At 61.1% G+C, this 13,947-nt stretch carries 13 protein-coding genes; 8 read left to right on the forward strand and 5 right to left on the reverse strand.

Annotated features, from left to right (window positions below; all coding sequences use genetic code 11):
- The first annotated feature begins 566 nt into the window (after window positions 1-566).
- On the forward strand, window positions 567-1,760 hold the full coding sequence (locus tag BUB78_RS14020) for a pyridoxal phosphate-dependent aminotransferase (protein WP_073198992.1): 1,194 nt from the start codon (window positions 567-569) through the stop codon (window positions 1,758-1,760).
- Window positions 1,761-2,063: 303 nt separating this feature from the next.
- Here the strand turns inward: BUB78_RS14020 and BUB78_RS14030 are convergent, their stop codons facing one another.
- Together BUB78_RS14030 and BUB78_RS14035 are read right to left on the reverse strand one after the other, a co-directional pair.
- Entirely contained in the window at window positions 2,064-3,233 is a 1,170-nt protein-coding gene (locus tag BUB78_RS14030; protein WP_220084012.1) for an ankyrin repeat domain-containing protein, read from the reverse strand.
- 34 nt (window positions 3,234-3,267) lie between these two features.
- Window positions 3,268-3,729, reverse strand: a complete 462-nt coding sequence (locus BUB78_RS14035; RefSeq protein WP_181444379.1) for a hypothetical protein — start codon at window positions 3,727-3,729, stop codon at window positions 3,268-3,270.
- A 108-nt stretch (window positions 3,730-3,837) separates the two neighbouring features.
- Here BUB78_RS14035 and dusA point away from each other — a divergent pair, with 108 nt between their 5' ends.
- The 3 genes from dusA (at window position 3,838) to BUB78_RS14050 (ending at window position 6,507) form a co-directional block, all read left to right on the forward strand.
- Entirely contained in the window at window positions 3,838-4,860 is a 1,023-nt protein-coding gene (gene dusA / locus BUB78_RS14040; RefSeq protein ID WP_073198999.1) for a tRNA dihydrouridine(20/20a) synthase DusA, read from the forward strand.
- Window positions 4,861-5,016: 156 nt separating this feature from the next.
- Window positions 5,017-5,796, forward strand: coding sequence for a phytanoyl-CoA dioxygenase family protein (locus tag BUB78_RS14045; protein ID WP_245813493.1), 780 nt, complete (start codon window positions 5,017-5,019; stop codon window positions 5,794-5,796).
- 93 nt (window positions 5,797-5,889) lie between these two features.
- Window positions 5,890-6,507, forward strand: coding sequence for a hypothetical protein (locus BUB78_RS14050; protein WP_073199003.1), 618 nt, complete (start codon window positions 5,890-5,892; stop codon window positions 6,505-6,507).
- Between the two features lie 16 nt (window positions 6,508-6,523).
- Here BUB78_RS14050 and BUB78_RS14055 read toward each other — a convergent pair whose 3' ends face one another.
- From BUB78_RS14055 to ccmI, 3 genes are read right to left on the reverse strand one after another with little or no spacing between them, the layout of a single operon-like run.
- On the reverse strand, window positions 6,524-6,760 hold the full coding sequence (locus BUB78_RS14055; RefSeq protein WP_073199005.1) for a DUF1289 domain-containing protein: 237 nt from the start codon (window positions 6,758-6,760) through the stop codon (window positions 6,524-6,526).
- Window positions 6,757-7,233 carry a Holliday junction resolvase RuvX gene (gene ruvX, locus BUB78_RS14060; RefSeq protein WP_073199007.1) on the reverse strand — a complete coding sequence of 159 codons (477 nt, stop codon included), beginning with the start codon at window positions 7,231-7,233 and terminating at the stop codon, window positions 6,757-6,759. Before ruvX ends, BUB78_RS14055 begins: the two co-directional genes overlap by 4 nt.
- Window positions 7,230-8,462 (reverse strand): c-type cytochrome biogenesis protein CcmI, encoded by a 1,233-nt coding sequence (ccmI, locus tag BUB78_RS14065; RefSeq protein WP_073199009.1) that lies wholly within the window; start codon window positions 8,460-8,462, stop codon window positions 7,230-7,232. The genes ruvX and ccmI overlap by 4 nt, the downstream gene beginning before the upstream one ends.
- Window positions 8,463-8,676: 214 nt before the next feature.
- Between ccmI and BUB78_RS14070 the strand changes: the two genes are divergently transcribed.
- The 4 genes from BUB78_RS14070 to BUB78_RS14085 all read left to right on the forward strand — a co-directional run bounded on the left by BUB78_RS14070 (window position 8,677) and on the right by BUB78_RS14085 (window position 13,899).
- The gene (locus tag BUB78_RS14070) at window positions 8,677-9,921 is read left to right on the forward strand and encodes a sarcosine oxidase subunit beta family protein (RefSeq protein WP_073199011.1); all 1,245 of its coding nucleotides are present in this window, start codon (window positions 8,677-8,679) and stop codon (window positions 9,919-9,921) included.
- Window positions 9,922-9,933: 12 nt separating this feature from the next.
- Entirely contained in the window at window positions 9,934-10,263 is a 330-nt protein-coding gene (locus BUB78_RS14075) for a sarcosine oxidase subunit delta (RefSeq protein WP_073199014.1), read from the forward strand.
- Window positions 10,264-10,325: 62 nt separating this feature from the next.
- Complete coding sequence (locus BUB78_RS14080) at window positions 10,326-13,337, forward strand: sarcosine oxidase subunit alpha family protein (protein ID WP_073199016.1); 3,012 nt, start codon at window positions 10,326-10,328, stop codon at window positions 13,335-13,337.
- Window positions 13,330-13,899 carry a sarcosine oxidase subunit gamma gene (locus BUB78_RS14085; protein WP_073199017.1) on the forward strand — a complete coding sequence of 190 codons (570 nt, stop codon included), beginning with the start codon at window positions 13,330-13,332 and terminating at the stop codon, window positions 13,897-13,899. The genes BUB78_RS14080 and BUB78_RS14085 overlap by 8 nt, the downstream gene beginning before the upstream one ends.
- Window positions 13,900-13,947 lie beyond the last annotated feature (48 nt).

Raw genomic sequence — 13,947 nt, forward strand, 5'->3', positions numbered from 1 at the left:
CGATGGCACTCTGCCGCGCCAAGACCCGTTGCGCACAGCGATCGAGACGACCCCCTTCCTGAGGGCTTGGCTGTGTGGAACAGGGCTTGACGTACAAGGGTTAGCTGGCGAACCTAATGGCCCAGCCCGGTCAACTGACGCGCCCAGTAATGACTTGTGGAACTGGCTTTCATGCCGACGAGGCAAGGACTGAGCCGCGCGAACAACGGCAATAGCTGAGTGCGCGGCGAAGGCAGGTTGAAAGCGCCCTCGTCACTTTCAGTGATCCCGTAACCCTGAAAGAGGCTCGTGGCGAGATTGATCCCAATTGTCTTGACCTGCAGGGGGCGGCTCCTCTGCGCTCGCAGATCATTAAAGCTGCACCACGGTGCAAAACGACGCCGGTTGGAGCATGAGCAATCCACCCCATCAGCTCTGCGAGAGCCGCACTGCAGCATCGGTTGATGATTCAGACAACAGGATTGGCGCTGATTTGATCAATCGCAATCAGAACCACTTGCGAACGTTTACACTGACCGCCGGGAGAGCCTTCATCAAATCGGAAACTTGGCAGTGTGGCACGCAATATGGAACAGACGATAATTTCGAAATCGCAATTGATCTCCGACAGATCCTGCAATCTGGAGATGTCGGCGATCAAACAGATGTCGATCCTGAACGCGAAAGTGCCCGACGCGGCGTCGCTTGCGTGGGGTCTGCCGTCATTCCGGACACCTGCCCCAATTCGGACCGCAACCAAGCAGGCGCTGGAAAACGATCCAAAGGCCGGCATGTACGCATTGCCCGGCGGACTGCCCGAGCTCTGCGTTGCCGCCGCACGAGAACACGAACACAGAACAGGACAATGCGTCGATCCTGACAAGCAGGTGATGATTTCGGCGGGAAACATGGAGGGGCTTCAGACCCTTTTCCACGCAATTGTGGATCAAGGGGATGAGGTCATCGTCACTGACCCCGGTTTCGTGTCACATATTTCACAGATCCGGTTCAATGGCGGTGTGCCGGTTTTCTGGCCCATGAAAGAAGCCAGGAGGTGGGACTTGGACATCGACGCTCTGCCAGAGCTGATCAGCCCGAAAACGAAGGCCATCGTTCTGGTCAATCCGTCGAACCCAACCGGTGCAATACTGTCCAGAAGAACGCTGCAGGGGGCGGCGCGCATCGCCCGTGCCCATGGTATTTTGATCATTATCGATGACCCATACAGCCACTTTGTCTATGACAACCGCGACCGCTTCTTCAATCTTGCCTCCGATCCCTCTGTCGCTGACTGCATCGCCTATCTTTTTACATTCTCAAAAGCCTACGCCATGAGTGGTTGGCGGGTCGGATACATGGTCGTCCCCGAAGCACTGCGCAATGAGATCGTCAAGATCCACGATCTGACGATGATCTGCACTCCTCGAATAAGCCAGATCGCAGCGCTGGCCGCGCTGGAGAATGAACCGGTTCACCTGGTCGAGTTTGAACGCATATTGGACCGTCGTCGTGCATTGATTTGTGAGCGGCTTGACCGGTTGCCGCATGTCTTTAGCTATGTCCGCCCGCAGGGCGCCTATTACGTCTTTCCCCGTGTACTTGTTCGCCATGACAATGCTGATCGGTTTGCGCGCGATCTGCTGGACCAGGTGCATGTGACGGTCACGCCAGGCAGCGCATTCGGTCCGTCGGGCGAGAACCATGTCCGGATGGCCTATTGTGTCGAGGACGACGTGATCAACCTGGCATTTGATCGACTGGAGGCCCATTTTGGGGCCTGACGCGACCTTGTTCACTGATAATATGGATCGGTGCGTTGCGTCACTCGACCACGTTTAATGGCCGAGGCTGCCTGAGCGCCACTCGACTCGATTGGTTGCGTTCGCAGGCGGAATGCTGTGGGCGAAGACTGGTCTTCGCCTGACCGTGACGAACAGGTTTCTCAGTCAGGCTTGTCAACAAAACGCAGGGTGCTTACGGGGCGCACGAAGCTGGCATGAGGCCCTTCATCGGCATCTCTGACATCGACGCTCAATTCGACGGTGTCACCTTCGTTCAGATCGTCATATCCATCGTTGGCGACACTATTGCGATGGAAATAGACAAGCCGCCCGTCCGTGGTCGAGATCTGCCCACTGTCCGTGTATCCGTTCAACGAGCTGAATGGCATATTCCTTGCGCTTTGCTTTGAAACTCTCTGCGGAGTACTGCGCCAGATCGCACGCTTCCCCAAGCTCGCTTCTACCCATTTGATATGCCGTACATGCCAATCTCATTTCGAAGATCGTAGCCCGCCCAAATTCTGCGGCAAAAATGGCAGGTGTCTTTCCGGTGTAAGTCTGGAGCGTCGGGTTCGCGCCAGCAGCAAGAAGAATCTCAAAACATCGATCAGCTCCGACCTTGGCTGCTGAATGCAATGCTGTCCGGCCAAGCGCATCCTGAGCATTGATTCCGTCACGCATGCGATCATACACGAGGCGATCGACGAGTGCTTTTACCATGTCCACATCATTTCGATCGGCGGCCAACATCAACGCCGTCTGTTTTAGATAGTCACGCGCTTCCAGAACGTCTCTGGGCAGCAAGCCGACCATCTTCAAATGCGTTGCGGCCATCGAATTGGCCCGTTCAGCGGGTTCTTTGGGGATCCCGGAATGGGTCGGTATTTGCCGCTTCACACGCACAAGATCCAGCACCATCTTTGATGTCACAGTGAAGAACGTGTCGCCACGCACATTTCTTAGCTTGCGCTTCAGCTTGCCGCGAAACTGCTTGATGAACCCGCGCACCTCGTCCTCTGAAGCGCCCGACAGAAGCAAACCTGCGTATGCGCGAATGATCTCGGATTCTTGTTGAAGCGGCACTTCGATTTCCACCCCTTCATACGGGCGAACAATGTTGTCCCAGAACCAAGCCGCGTGATCGGCGGCAGCCAACCGCATTGAATAATCGATCGGGCCTTCGCCGAGTTTCCAGCGAGCTGCATCTTGAGGCTGGACTGATTTGCAAAGAATTCGAAAACTGCGTTCCGCACTGCCACGGTTGAACGCATCCTGAGCAACAGTCATTGAGAAGTTGAGCTTTGCGATTTTCAGTTTCAATGGCCCGATGGACGACGTCATGCAAAGTTCCAAAGCCTTTTCGGCATGCTGGCGCGCTTCCTCAAAACTTCCAGACGAAAGAGCGCTAAGGGCAGATAAATAGGCGAGATCCGGTTCAAATTCAGCGATGCTGGGCAATTGTCGAAGCTTCACCAAGCATGCAGCGACATGGAACTGGCGACTGGGATCATGGCCCCTCCAAGCCACCAGGATTTTCTCGATGGCTATGCGACATGTAGTTTGACACCGTCTGAGGCGTCACACCCGATTTCAGTTTTTCCTTTGCGAAGGCGACGATGTCCGCGCTGTCGATCTCAGCGCAGGGCTTGCCCGCGATGTCGAAATTCTTGATGCTCTTGAGCACTTGGGATTTGGTCCGACCGATCGCCTTTGCGCTATCATCGACATATTTATCTATGGCATCGGCGAGGGTTACATCGCGGCGTTTGTGGTCGCCTGCGCGGAAGTCCTCCAACGCACCGGGTTTCGCCAAGTCCTTCTCGCGTTTCTCGAGCCAGGCCGCCGCGATCGAGCGGCGCTCGAAGGTACGGTTCTCGCGAAAAACCGTCTTTCCTGCTCGCCGGATCGCGATTTGGGCGAGCCAGGAAGTGGAGCCGTCTTTCCGCTTTCGCTTGATGATGGTACCCATGGGGTTACAACATGAGGCCTGAGTTGCAACATTTGTTGTAAACTATGCCAAAAATGGGCGAGAATTACAACATATGAGACAAGAACGGGACGGATAGCTGAGCGGTAAATGGCTGATAAAAATAAAAAATATAATGTTCTCAATGGGTCCCGTTTATCCGTCGCGCCGATGATGGATTGGACCGACCGGCATTGCCGGTATATGCACCGGCAATTGTCGGGGCGGGCGTTGCTATATACTGAGATGGTGACGGCGCCGGCTTTGGTGCGGGGGAATGCGCTGCATTTGCTGGATCATTCGGTTGCCGAGCACCCGGTTGCGTTGCAGCTTGGGGGATCGGACCCGAAGGAACTTGCGCAGGCGGCGCGGCTTGGGTTTGAGGCTGGGTATCAGGAAATCAACCTGAATGTCGGCTGTCCGAGCGATCGGGTGCAATCGGGCACGTTCGGGGCCGTGCTGATGAAGAGTCCGGGCCTTGTCGCCGAGTGTTGCGCCGCGATGATTGCCGCACAACCACTTGAAGTAACAGTGAAATGCAGGATCGGGGTGGATGATCAGGAGCCTCAGGAGGTGTTGCCCGAATTCCTCGCGCGGGTGGCAAGCGCCGGGGTTGGGCGGTTCATAATCCATGCCCGCAAGGCCTGGTTGCAGGGGCTCAGCCCGAAGGAAAATCGCGATATCCCGCCGCTGGATTACGAGCTGGTGCAAGCGATGCGCGGGCTGTTTCCGGCGCTGCATCTGTCGGTCAATGGCGGGATCACCACGCTCGATCAGGTCGAGGCTTTTCTTGACGCGGGGCTTGACGGGGTGATGGTGGGGCGCGCCGCCTATCATCAGCCCACTGATATACTGGCGGCCGCCGACCGGCGCATTTTCGGCGACAGCGGCCCGGATGCCACCGCCGAAGGGGCGGTGCGCGCCATGCTGCCCTATATCGAGGCGCATCTTGTGGCGGGCGGGCGGCTTAACCAGATCACCCGGCATATGCTGGGCCTGTTTGCCGGGCGTCCTGGCGCGCGCATTTGGCGGCGCATGTTGTCCGAAGGGGTACATCGCCCCGGTGCAGGGCCCGCTCTGTTGGAGCAGGCCCTGGCAGAAATCGAACTGGCGTCGCGGGCCGCGTCGGTGTAGGCCGCGTTCATTCTGAGGCTGGAGCATGATTATGGCTGTCCAAAAGGCCGATACGGGCCCTTTATTGCAGATGATGGAGATGCGCGCGGTGGCCGGGGGCAGTCCCCAGCTGATGGCGTTCAACATGCGGCGCACGGCGCTTGGCTGGTGACGGCCTTGCTTGATAAGGGGTGGGCGGTTTTTGCGCCGGAGCCGGGCGTTCTGGCCTGGGCAGAGCTTGCGCGCAGCGCGGCTTTGATGCGGATCCATGACCCGGAGGAAGCAGCCGAAGGCCTGCAATGCGAGGGCACATGGTTTGTCGGTGTGGATTGTCTTCCCAATGACACGACCGGGGCGGTGGCGCAAAGCGGGCCCTTGACCGGCGCGGGTTACGGCGTGGCGCAGGCACTTTATGGCAGGCTACCGCTCCACCATGCGCAGGTTTCGGTGATCTATCCGGGCTATCCCCGGCCACGCGCAGGCGAAAGCGAGGCGGCGTTCCGGTATCGCCGCATGCGAGATGCGGCGCATGTGGACGGGCTTTTGGCCATCGGCCCCGAGCGTCGCCGGATGCTGCGCGAACGCCATGCCTATATCCTCGGGGTGTCTCTCACCGATTGCACCCCAGAGGCAAGCCCGCTTGTGGTCTGGGAGGGCAGTCATCACATCATGCGCCGGGCGTTTGAACGGGCCTTTGACGGGGTGGCGCCACAGGAGTGGGGCGAGGTTGACCTGACCGACATCTATCAGGCCACACGGCGCGAGGTGTTTGAAACCTGCCCGCGCGTGACCCTGCCGGTGCCGCTTGGCGGGGTTTCCCTGGTCCACCGGCTGGCGTTGCACGGTGTCGCGCCTTGGGGGCGGGGCGCCAAGGCCCCGCCAGAGGGTCGGATGATCGCCTATTTCCGACCGGAATTTGGCGATCACTCGTCAGCGGACTGGCTCTTGGCCCCCTGAATGGGATAGGGCGTCAACCACGCCGTTACGGCGTTAACCGAAGTGAAATCGGGTGATGTTATGCTTCTCTCGCAGGCAGTGGGAGGCGACTTGATGCCCGGCTATATCTCGGAATACGACCACTACGGGAATTCTCCTGAATTCATCGAACTCGCGTTTCCTGCGGGTACGGATATCTCGGCCTATGAGGTGGTCATCTACGGGTCCGATGGCCGTGTCGATCACACCATTTCCCTCAGTAGCCTGACATTGCAAAGTACGGTTCGGGGGACGGATGTCTATGTGATCGACGCGACGACGCCGGGCTTTTCCGGAATTGAGATGGGTGACTCGACCGCTTTGGCGGACGACACCGGCGCCATCGTGCAATTCATCACCCATACCGGCGCGGTCACTGCGGTAGACGGCCCTGCCGCCGGGGAGACCAGCACCTATATCGGCACCGCCAGTGGCACGACAAATTCGCTGCAATCTGATGACGGTGGTCAAAGCTACTACGTACAGAGCTCGACCAACCCGGGCAGGGCCCTGAACGGCCGCCCGGCGCGGCCGTGTCTGACGGTTGGCCAGGTAAAGCGGCACATCATGCGGGGGATTTCACCGCAAATGCCGTTACGCTTACGCGCACGGAAGGAATGGGATTTCGATGCCATGATCGAACGATTGCACGGCGATCCCGGATCATCCGGCCATCATCGCAAACGCGCATAGGTCGTACAGAATGGCCTTACCCGCGCGAAACCCGTGCCGCGCGTCCACCGCGGCGTTTGCGCAGCATAGACTGGCGGTCGGGCAGGGCGGCCATGATCTCGCGGCGATCCTCGGGGGCCATTTTTGACCAGCGGGTGATCTCGTCGATGGTGCGCAGACAGCCGGTGCATATCCGCGCCTCGGGATGCACCACGCAGACCTTGACGCAGGGCGAGTCGACCTCATTGCGTTTCCACGGGGTTTCATCGGTCACAGGGCGGCCCTCATATGTCGCAAACGATCCAATACTCCCTGAAGGATATAGGCCGCGGCGATATTGTCGATCACCTCCTTGCGACGCTTTCGGGTCGCATCCGCCTCCAAAAGCGCCCTTTCGGCGGCCACGGTCGACAAGCGCTCGTCCCAGAACCCTATGGGCAGCGGCGTCAGCCGTTCCAGATTGCGCGCGAAAGCACGGGTTGACTGGCATCGCGGGCCTTCGGATCCGTCCATGTTGCGCGGCAGGCCGAGGATGATCGCGCCGACCTCGCGGCTCGTCGCAATCTCAAGCAGGCGCGCGGCATCAAGGCCGAATTTCTTGCGCTGCACGGTCTCATGCGGGCTTGCCACCGACAAGAGCCGGTCCGAGATCGCCACCCCGATGGTCTTTTCCCCAAGGTCCAGCCCCATGATCGGCTGTCCCTTTGGCAGGGCGGCGCCAAGCTCTTGAATGTCCTCGATAATCATTCGGCAATCCCGGCATTGGCTGCGGCGGCGCGCAGGGTGTCGAGCATTGCCGGATTGGCGGCAAACACCACCTGCGCTTCGGTCCAGACCTGCTTGGCCTTGTCGGCCTCGCCAAGCACGCCGTAAGCATTGATAAGGCGCGCCCATTCCTCGGCGGTCCCGCCGGTTGTCGACAACCGCTCGGCCAGCCCTGCGACCATGCCACGGATCATGTCCTGACGGCCCTCGGCGCTCATCCCGGCGGCGTTCTCCATGTCCTCGCTTGTCGGCCCACGCAAGCCGCTCACGGGGGGCAGGGTGTATTTCACCCCGGCGCGTGCCGCCAGTCCCTCGATCTGAGCGCGGATCGGGGCGACCCATGGCGCGTCGGGCGTGCTTTCCTCAAGCAGCGCTTGCCAGGTGCGAAACGCGCCGTCGGGGCGGTCGACCTGAATCAAATAAAGCCCAAGATAGAACCGCGCACTGGGTTCGCGCGGATCAAGCCGGAGCGCCTCTCGCAGGGCAGTTTCGGCCTCGGCCGAGACATAGCCAGCGGCGGCATTGATCATGAGATCGGCCAGCATCGCCTGATCGGCGGCACTGGCCGCGTCGCCCTTGAGCGCGATAAGCTGTTGCTGGGCGCGGCGCGCGGCGGCCATATTTCCAAGCGCCGCCTCGCTGCGCACCAGAAATTGCAGGCCCTGCTGATCCTCGGGGCGTTCCTTCACGGTTTTGCGAAGCTGTTCGATCAGCGCGACGTAATCCTCGCTTGTGCCCTCGGGGATGGCCTCTTCGACGGGGCCAAGGCGGGCCTCTGCCGCGTCCTGCGGCAGGCGCTCGGCGCGGGCCGCATCGGATGCGGCAATTCGCTTGGCAATCGGCAGATCGCCGTACCCCGGCGCGCCGACCTGTCGATAGATCAGCAAACCGCCCCCCGCGATCACCGCCACGATAAGACCCGCCGCAAGACCCCCGGCAAGGCGCGGCTGGCCGCCATCCTCGCCGCCCATGCGCAATTGCGCATCCGCCGCCAGAACCCGGCGCGACACCTCAGAGCGCAGGCGCTGTGCCTCATCCGCGCCGATCACACCGCGCGCAAGGTCGCGATCGACCTCCTTGAGTTGATCACGGTAGACCTGAAGGTCATAGGCCGCCGGCGGTGCATCCCCGACACGCCCCCGCAACAATGTCAGCGCCAGAACCGCCCCGATTGCGATGGCCAAAGCCGCGACGATGATCCAGAAACCCATGGTTTTCCCCCTCTTGCCGGTCCCATGTAACGTCGCAGGCGCGCGGAAAAAAGGGCCAAGTGGTCACGCCCCCGTCAACAGGCAGCGCCCAGTTGTCGCAATGTCGCAATTGGTGCGCAAATCGCCGCCCAGAGTATCCTTTCCAAGCCGGGCGCGGCGCATTACGGTCGCAGCCGCAGTATCGCCTGCGAATCCACTAGACCTGAGGCCGCGCATGAAACGTTATTCCGCCTTTGCCATCGCCCGCGAAGCGCTTCGCCACCATATGGGGTGGGAACGCGCATGGGCCTCGCCCGAGCCGAAGAAAAAGTATGATGTGATTATCATCGGGGCCGGCGGGCACGGGCTTGCGACCGCCTATTACCTCGGCAAGAACTTTGGCATCACCAATGTAGCGGTGCTTGAAAAGGGCTGGCTCGGGGGCGGCAACACCGGGCGCAACACCACGATTATCCGCTCGAACTACCTTCAGGACCCTTCGGCGGCGATCTATGAAAAGTCGCGCGCTCTCTATGAGACGCTCAGCCAGGACCTGAACTATAACATCATGTATTCGCCGCGCGGCGTGATCATGCTGGCGCAGACCGAACACGAGGTGCGCGGCTATCAGCGCACCGCGCATGCCAATGCCCTGCAAGGGGTCACGACCGAGTTCATTTCGCCCACCCGCGTCAAGGAAATCGTGCCGATCATCAATCTGGATGGGCCGCGCTATCCGGTGCTCGGCGGTCTCTGGCAGGCGCGCGGCGGCACGGCGCGCCATGATGCGGTGGCCTGGGGCTATGCGCGGGCCTGCTCTGACATGGGCATGCATATCCTGCAAAAATGCGAAGTGACCGGCATCACCCGCGACGGCGGCCGTGTCACCGGCGTCAGCACCAATCGCGGCGAGATCGCTTGCGACAAGCTTGGCGTCGTGGTGGCGGGCCATTCGGGCCACCTCGCCGATATGGCCGGCTTCCGCCTGCCGATCGAATCCGTCGCGCTTCAGGCGCTTGTGTCGGAGCCGATCAAGCCCTGCATGGATTGCGTGGTCATGGCCAACACCGTGCATGGCTATATGTCGCAATCCGACAAGGGCGAAATGGTCATCGGTGGTGGCACCGACGGCTATAACAACTTCACCCAACGCGGCTCTTTCCACCATATCGAGGAAACCGTGCGCGCCCTGGTCGAAACCTTCCCGATGGTCAGCCGCCTCAAGATGCTGCGCCAGTGGGGCGGCATTGTCGATGTCACGGGTGACCGCTCGCCGATCATCAGCAAAACCCCGGTGGATGGCATGTTCATCAACTGTGGCTGGGGCACCGGCGGCTTCAAGGCGATCCCCGGCTCGGGCTGGGGCTTTGCCGAAATGATCGCCAAGGGCCACTCGCCCCTGACTGACGCCTTCGGCCTTGATCGCTTCCACCAGGGCCGATTTATCGATGAATCCGTCGCCGCCGGCGTCGCGCATTAAGGAGAACGACCAATGCTGATCCTGGAATGCCCCTGCTGCGGCGTGCGTGGCGAAGAAACCGAATTTCACGGCGGTGGCGAGGCGCACCTCAAGCGCTTCGGCCCCGGCTCGACCGATGATGAGTTCCACACTTACCTGTTTTCAAAGGAAAACCCCAAGGGTGTGCACTTTGAACGCTGGCGCCACAACAATGGCTGCGGCAAGTGGTTCCTCGCGGCCCGCGATACCATGACACTCGAGGTCTTCGGCACCTATTCCGCCCAGACCCTTGAGCCGCCAAAACACATCCGCGACGCGATTACCGCCAAACGCCCCGGCTGGACCTGGAGAGACTTCTCATGATCCTTCTTCTTGGCACAAATACTCACCTTCTCACCGCAGCCACAGGCACGAGGGTCTAACCCATGAGCACACGTCTGGCCACCGGCGGCCGCCTTCTCGACAAGGCCCGCGCCGTCAATTTTACCTTTAACGGCAAACGCTTGCGCGGTCATGCAGGCGATACGCTGGCCTCGGCCCTGCTCGCCAATGACCAGATGCTGGTGGGGCGGTCGTTCAAATACCACCGTCCGCGCGGCATCGTCGCCAGCGGCGCCGAAGAACCGAACGCCATCGTCGGCCTCGGCACAGGCGCGCGCTTTGAGCCGAACCAGCGGGTCACCACGACCGAGCTGTTTGACGGGCTTTCGGCGACAAGCCAGAACCACTGGCCGAGCCTCGACTTCGATGTCGGCGCGGTCAACGCCAAACTCGGCCGCTTCATGCCAGCGGGCTTTTATTACAAGATGTTCATCCATCCGCGCCCGTTCTGGAAACATGTCTACGAGCCGTTCATCCGTCAGGCTGCCGGCCTCGGCAAGGCGCCGAAAGACCGCGATGGCGACCGCTATGAGCATTTCTATGCCTTTGCCGACGTTCTGGTGATCGGCGGCGGTGTGGCCGGGCTGCAATCCGCCCTGCGCGCCGCGCAATCGGGTGCCAAGGTGATGGTTCTGGAACAGACCGCCCATTGGGGCGGTCGTGCTCCGGTCGATGGCGGCACTGTTGATGGCGCGCCGGTCGAGGCCTTCATCGACGCCACCATTGCAAAATTGCAGGACATGCCAAATGTCACCCTGCGCAATCGCTGCATGGGTGCGGGGGTCTATGACCACGGCTATGCGCTCGGCTACGAGCGGATCACCGATCACGCGCCTGAACTTGACGCGCCGCGTCACCGCCTCTGGCGGATTCGCGCAGGCCAGATCATCACCGCCACCGGCGCCATCGAACGCCCGCTCAGCTTTGCCGGGAACGATATCCCCGGCGTCATGCTGGCCTCGGCAGTGCGCGATTACGCGGTGAACTACGGCGTTTCGATCGGCGACCGCACGGTTGTCGTGACCAACAATGACGATGCTTACCGCACCGCGATCACGCTCAAATCGCTTGGCCTCGATATCCCGGTGATCCTGGACGCTCGTGCCTCGGGCGGCGGGGCGCTTGCCGACGAGGCGCGCGCGCTTGGTATCCGTGTCGAGAATGGCAAGGCCATCGCCTCGGTCAAAGGCGGCAAGCGGGTCACCGGCGTGGCGATCTGTGCGCAAGCCGGCGAAGGCGCCGTGCTTGAGGAAATCAAATGCGACGCGGTCGCCATGTCGGGCGGCTGGTCGCCGGTGGTGCACCTGTGGTCGCATTGCGGTGGCAAGCTGACCTGGGACGCCGAGCGCGCCCATTTCCGTCCTGACCCGACCAAACCGCCGCTCGGCGCAAGTGGCGAAGGTTTTGTCATCGCGACCGGCGCGGCCAATGGCGCGGCCGATCTGGCCACGACGCTGGCGGACGCCGACGCGGCGGGCAAGGCCGCGGCGAAGGCCACCGGGCACAAGCCAAAGAGCGCCGCCGCGCCGCAAGGCTCGGCAAGTGATGAGGCGCCGCTTATGCCGGTCTGGCTCATGCCGCAGGGCGCGGGCATCAATCTGCGGATGAAATCCTGGCTGGATTACCAGAACGACGTCAAGGTGTCGGATGTGCAACTGGCCGCGCGCGAAGGCTTTGAGAGCGTTGAACACGCCAAGCGCTATACCACGCTCGGCATGGCGACGGATCAGGGTAAGTTGAGCAACATCAACGGCTTGGCCATTCTGTCGGATGCGCTCAATCAGCCCATTCCGCAAACCGGCACAACCACCTTCCGCCCGCCCTATACGCCGATCTCTCTGGCGGCCATCGGTGGCGAAGCGCGCGACGAGATTTTCCAACCGTTGCGCAAGACGCCGATCCACGGCTGGCACGAAGACAACGGTGCGCATTTCGAGCCGGTCGGCCAATGGCGTCGGCCCTATTGCTTCCCGAAAGGCGAAGAAAGCCACCGCGACGCGGTAAGCCGCGAAATCAACCAGACCCGTGGTGCGCTTGGCCTGCTCGATGCCTCGACCCTTGGCAAGATCATCGTCAAAGGGCCTGATGCGGGCAAGTTTCTCGACATGCTCTACACCAACATGATGAGCACCCTGAAACCGGGGCGCTGCCGCTATGGTTTGATGTGCAGCGAGAACGGCTTTCTGATGGATGACGGCGTGGTCGCGCGGATCGACGACGATACGTTCCTGTGCCACACCACGACCGGCGGCGCCGAGTCGATCCATGGCCACATGGAAGACTGGCTGCAATGCGAATGGTGGGATTGGAAGGTCTATACCGCCAATGTGACCGAGCAATATGCCCAGATCGCCGTGGTCGGCCCCAAGGCCCGCACGGTTCTTGAAAAGCTGACCTCGGATGACATTTCCGCCGACGGGTTGAGCTTTATGGGCTGGAAGGATCTGACGCTGGCGGGCATGCCTGCTCGCGCCTACCGGATTTCGTTCTCGGGCGAGCTGAGCTATGAAATCGCCGTGCCTGCAAGCTATGGCCGCGCGCTTTGGGATGCTCTGCTTGAGGCGGGCGCAGAATTCGGCGTGATGCCCTATGGCACCGAAGGCCTGCACGTGATGCGCGCCGAAAAGGGCTTTATCATGATCGGCGATGAAACCGACGGCACGGTGATCCCGCAGGATCTCAACATGCAATGGGCGATTTCCAAGAAAAAGGACGACTATCTTGGCAAGCGCGCGCAAGAGCGCAGCCATATGGCCGATCCCAACCGCTGGAAGCTGGTCGGGCTTGAAACCCTCGATGGCTCGGTTCTGCCGGATGGCGCCTATGCCACGGCCGCAGGGCACAACGCCAATGGTCAGCGCGAAACCCAAGGCCGGGTCACCTCGACCTATTATTCGCCGACCCTCGGGCGCGGGATTGCCATGGGCCTTGTGCTTGATGGGCCCGACCGGATGGGCGATGTGATCGAAATTCCAAAGGTGGATGGCGGGATCGTCAAGGCGAAGATCGTCGATCCGATCTTCTTCGACAAGGACGGGGAGAAGCAGAATGTCTAACGCAGTCAGCGCATTGGCCGGGGCCAGCTATGATGGTTTTGCCCGGATTGAGGATCAGGGCCTGCACGGCATGATTACCCTGCGCGGGGATCTTGCCAGCAAAGAGGTCAAGGCCGCCGTCAAATCCGCCACCGGCCTTGGCATGCCGGGCCAGCGTCAGGCGCTGAGCGGCAAGGACACCGCCGCGCTCTGGATGTCGCCGGACGAATTGCTGTTGATGTGCCCTTACGGCGATGTGGCGGCGGTGATCGAAAAGATCGAAACCGCCCTCGCAGGTCAACATTTCCTGGCCGTCAACGTCTCTGACGCGCGGACCTTCCTGCGCATCAGCGGCGCGGGCGCACGCGAGGTTCTGGCCAAGGTCTGTCCGGTCGATCTCTCGCCCGAGGCCTTTACCCCCGGCATGTTCCGCCGCACCCGCATGGCGCAGGTGCCGGCCGCCTTCTGGCTTGACGAGGCAGGCGCGTTTCATCTGATCTGTTTCCGCTCGATTGCAGATTACGCCTTTAACCTGTTGAAAACCTCGGCAAAACCCGGCGGCGAAGTGGGCTATTTCGCCTGATCCCGGTAAACCCGACAGAAAAACTCCGTCAAGCGGGGTTGACCTTTG

This window comes from Roseovarius marisflavi (genome assembly GCF_900142625.1).
In the GTDB taxonomy this organism is placed as follows: Bacteria; Pseudomonadota; Alphaproteobacteria; order Rhodobacterales; family Rhodobacteraceae; genus Roseovarius; species Roseovarius marisflavi.

What these genes read in the sequence shown, in the direction of transcription:
- BUB78_RS14020 (WP_073198992.1), top strand. Translation starts at nt 567, where the DNA reads ATGGAACAGACGATAATTTCGAAATCGCAATTGATCTCCGACAGATCC.
- BUB78_RS14035 (WP_181444379.1), bottom strand. Translation starts at nt 3,729, where the DNA reads ATGGGTACCATCATCAAGCGAAAGCGGAAAGACGGCTCCACTTCCTGG.
- dusA (WP_073198999.1), top strand. Translation starts at nt 3,838, where the DNA reads ATGGCTGATAAAAATAAAAAATATAATGTTCTCAATGGGTCCCGTTTA.
- BUB78_RS14050 (WP_073199003.1), top strand. Translation starts at nt 5,890, where the DNA reads ATGCCCGGCTATATCTCGGAATACGACCACTACGGGAATTCTCCTGAA.
- ruvX (WP_073199007.1), bottom strand. Translation starts at nt 7,233, where the DNA reads ATGATTATCGAGGACATTCAAGAGCTTGGCGCCGCCCTGCCAAAGGGA.
- ccmI (WP_073199009.1), bottom strand. Translation starts at nt 8,462, where the DNA reads ATGGGTTTCTGGATCATCGTCGCGGCTTTGGCCATCGCAATCGGGGCG.
- BUB78_RS14070 (WP_073199011.1), top strand. Translation starts at nt 8,677, where the DNA reads ATGAAACGTTATTCCGCCTTTGCCATCGCCCGCGAAGCGCTTCGCCAC.
- BUB78_RS14075 (WP_073199014.1), top strand. Translation starts at nt 9,934, where the DNA reads ATGCTGATCCTGGAATGCCCCTGCTGCGGCGTGCGTGGCGAAGAAACC.
- BUB78_RS14080 (WP_073199016.1), top strand. Translation starts at nt 10,326, where the DNA reads ATGAGCACACGTCTGGCCACCGGCGGCCGCCTTCTCGACAAGGCCCGC.
- BUB78_RS14085 (WP_073199017.1), top strand. Translation starts at nt 13,330, where the DNA reads ATGTCTAACGCAGTCAGCGCATTGGCCGGGGCCAGCTATGATGGTTTT.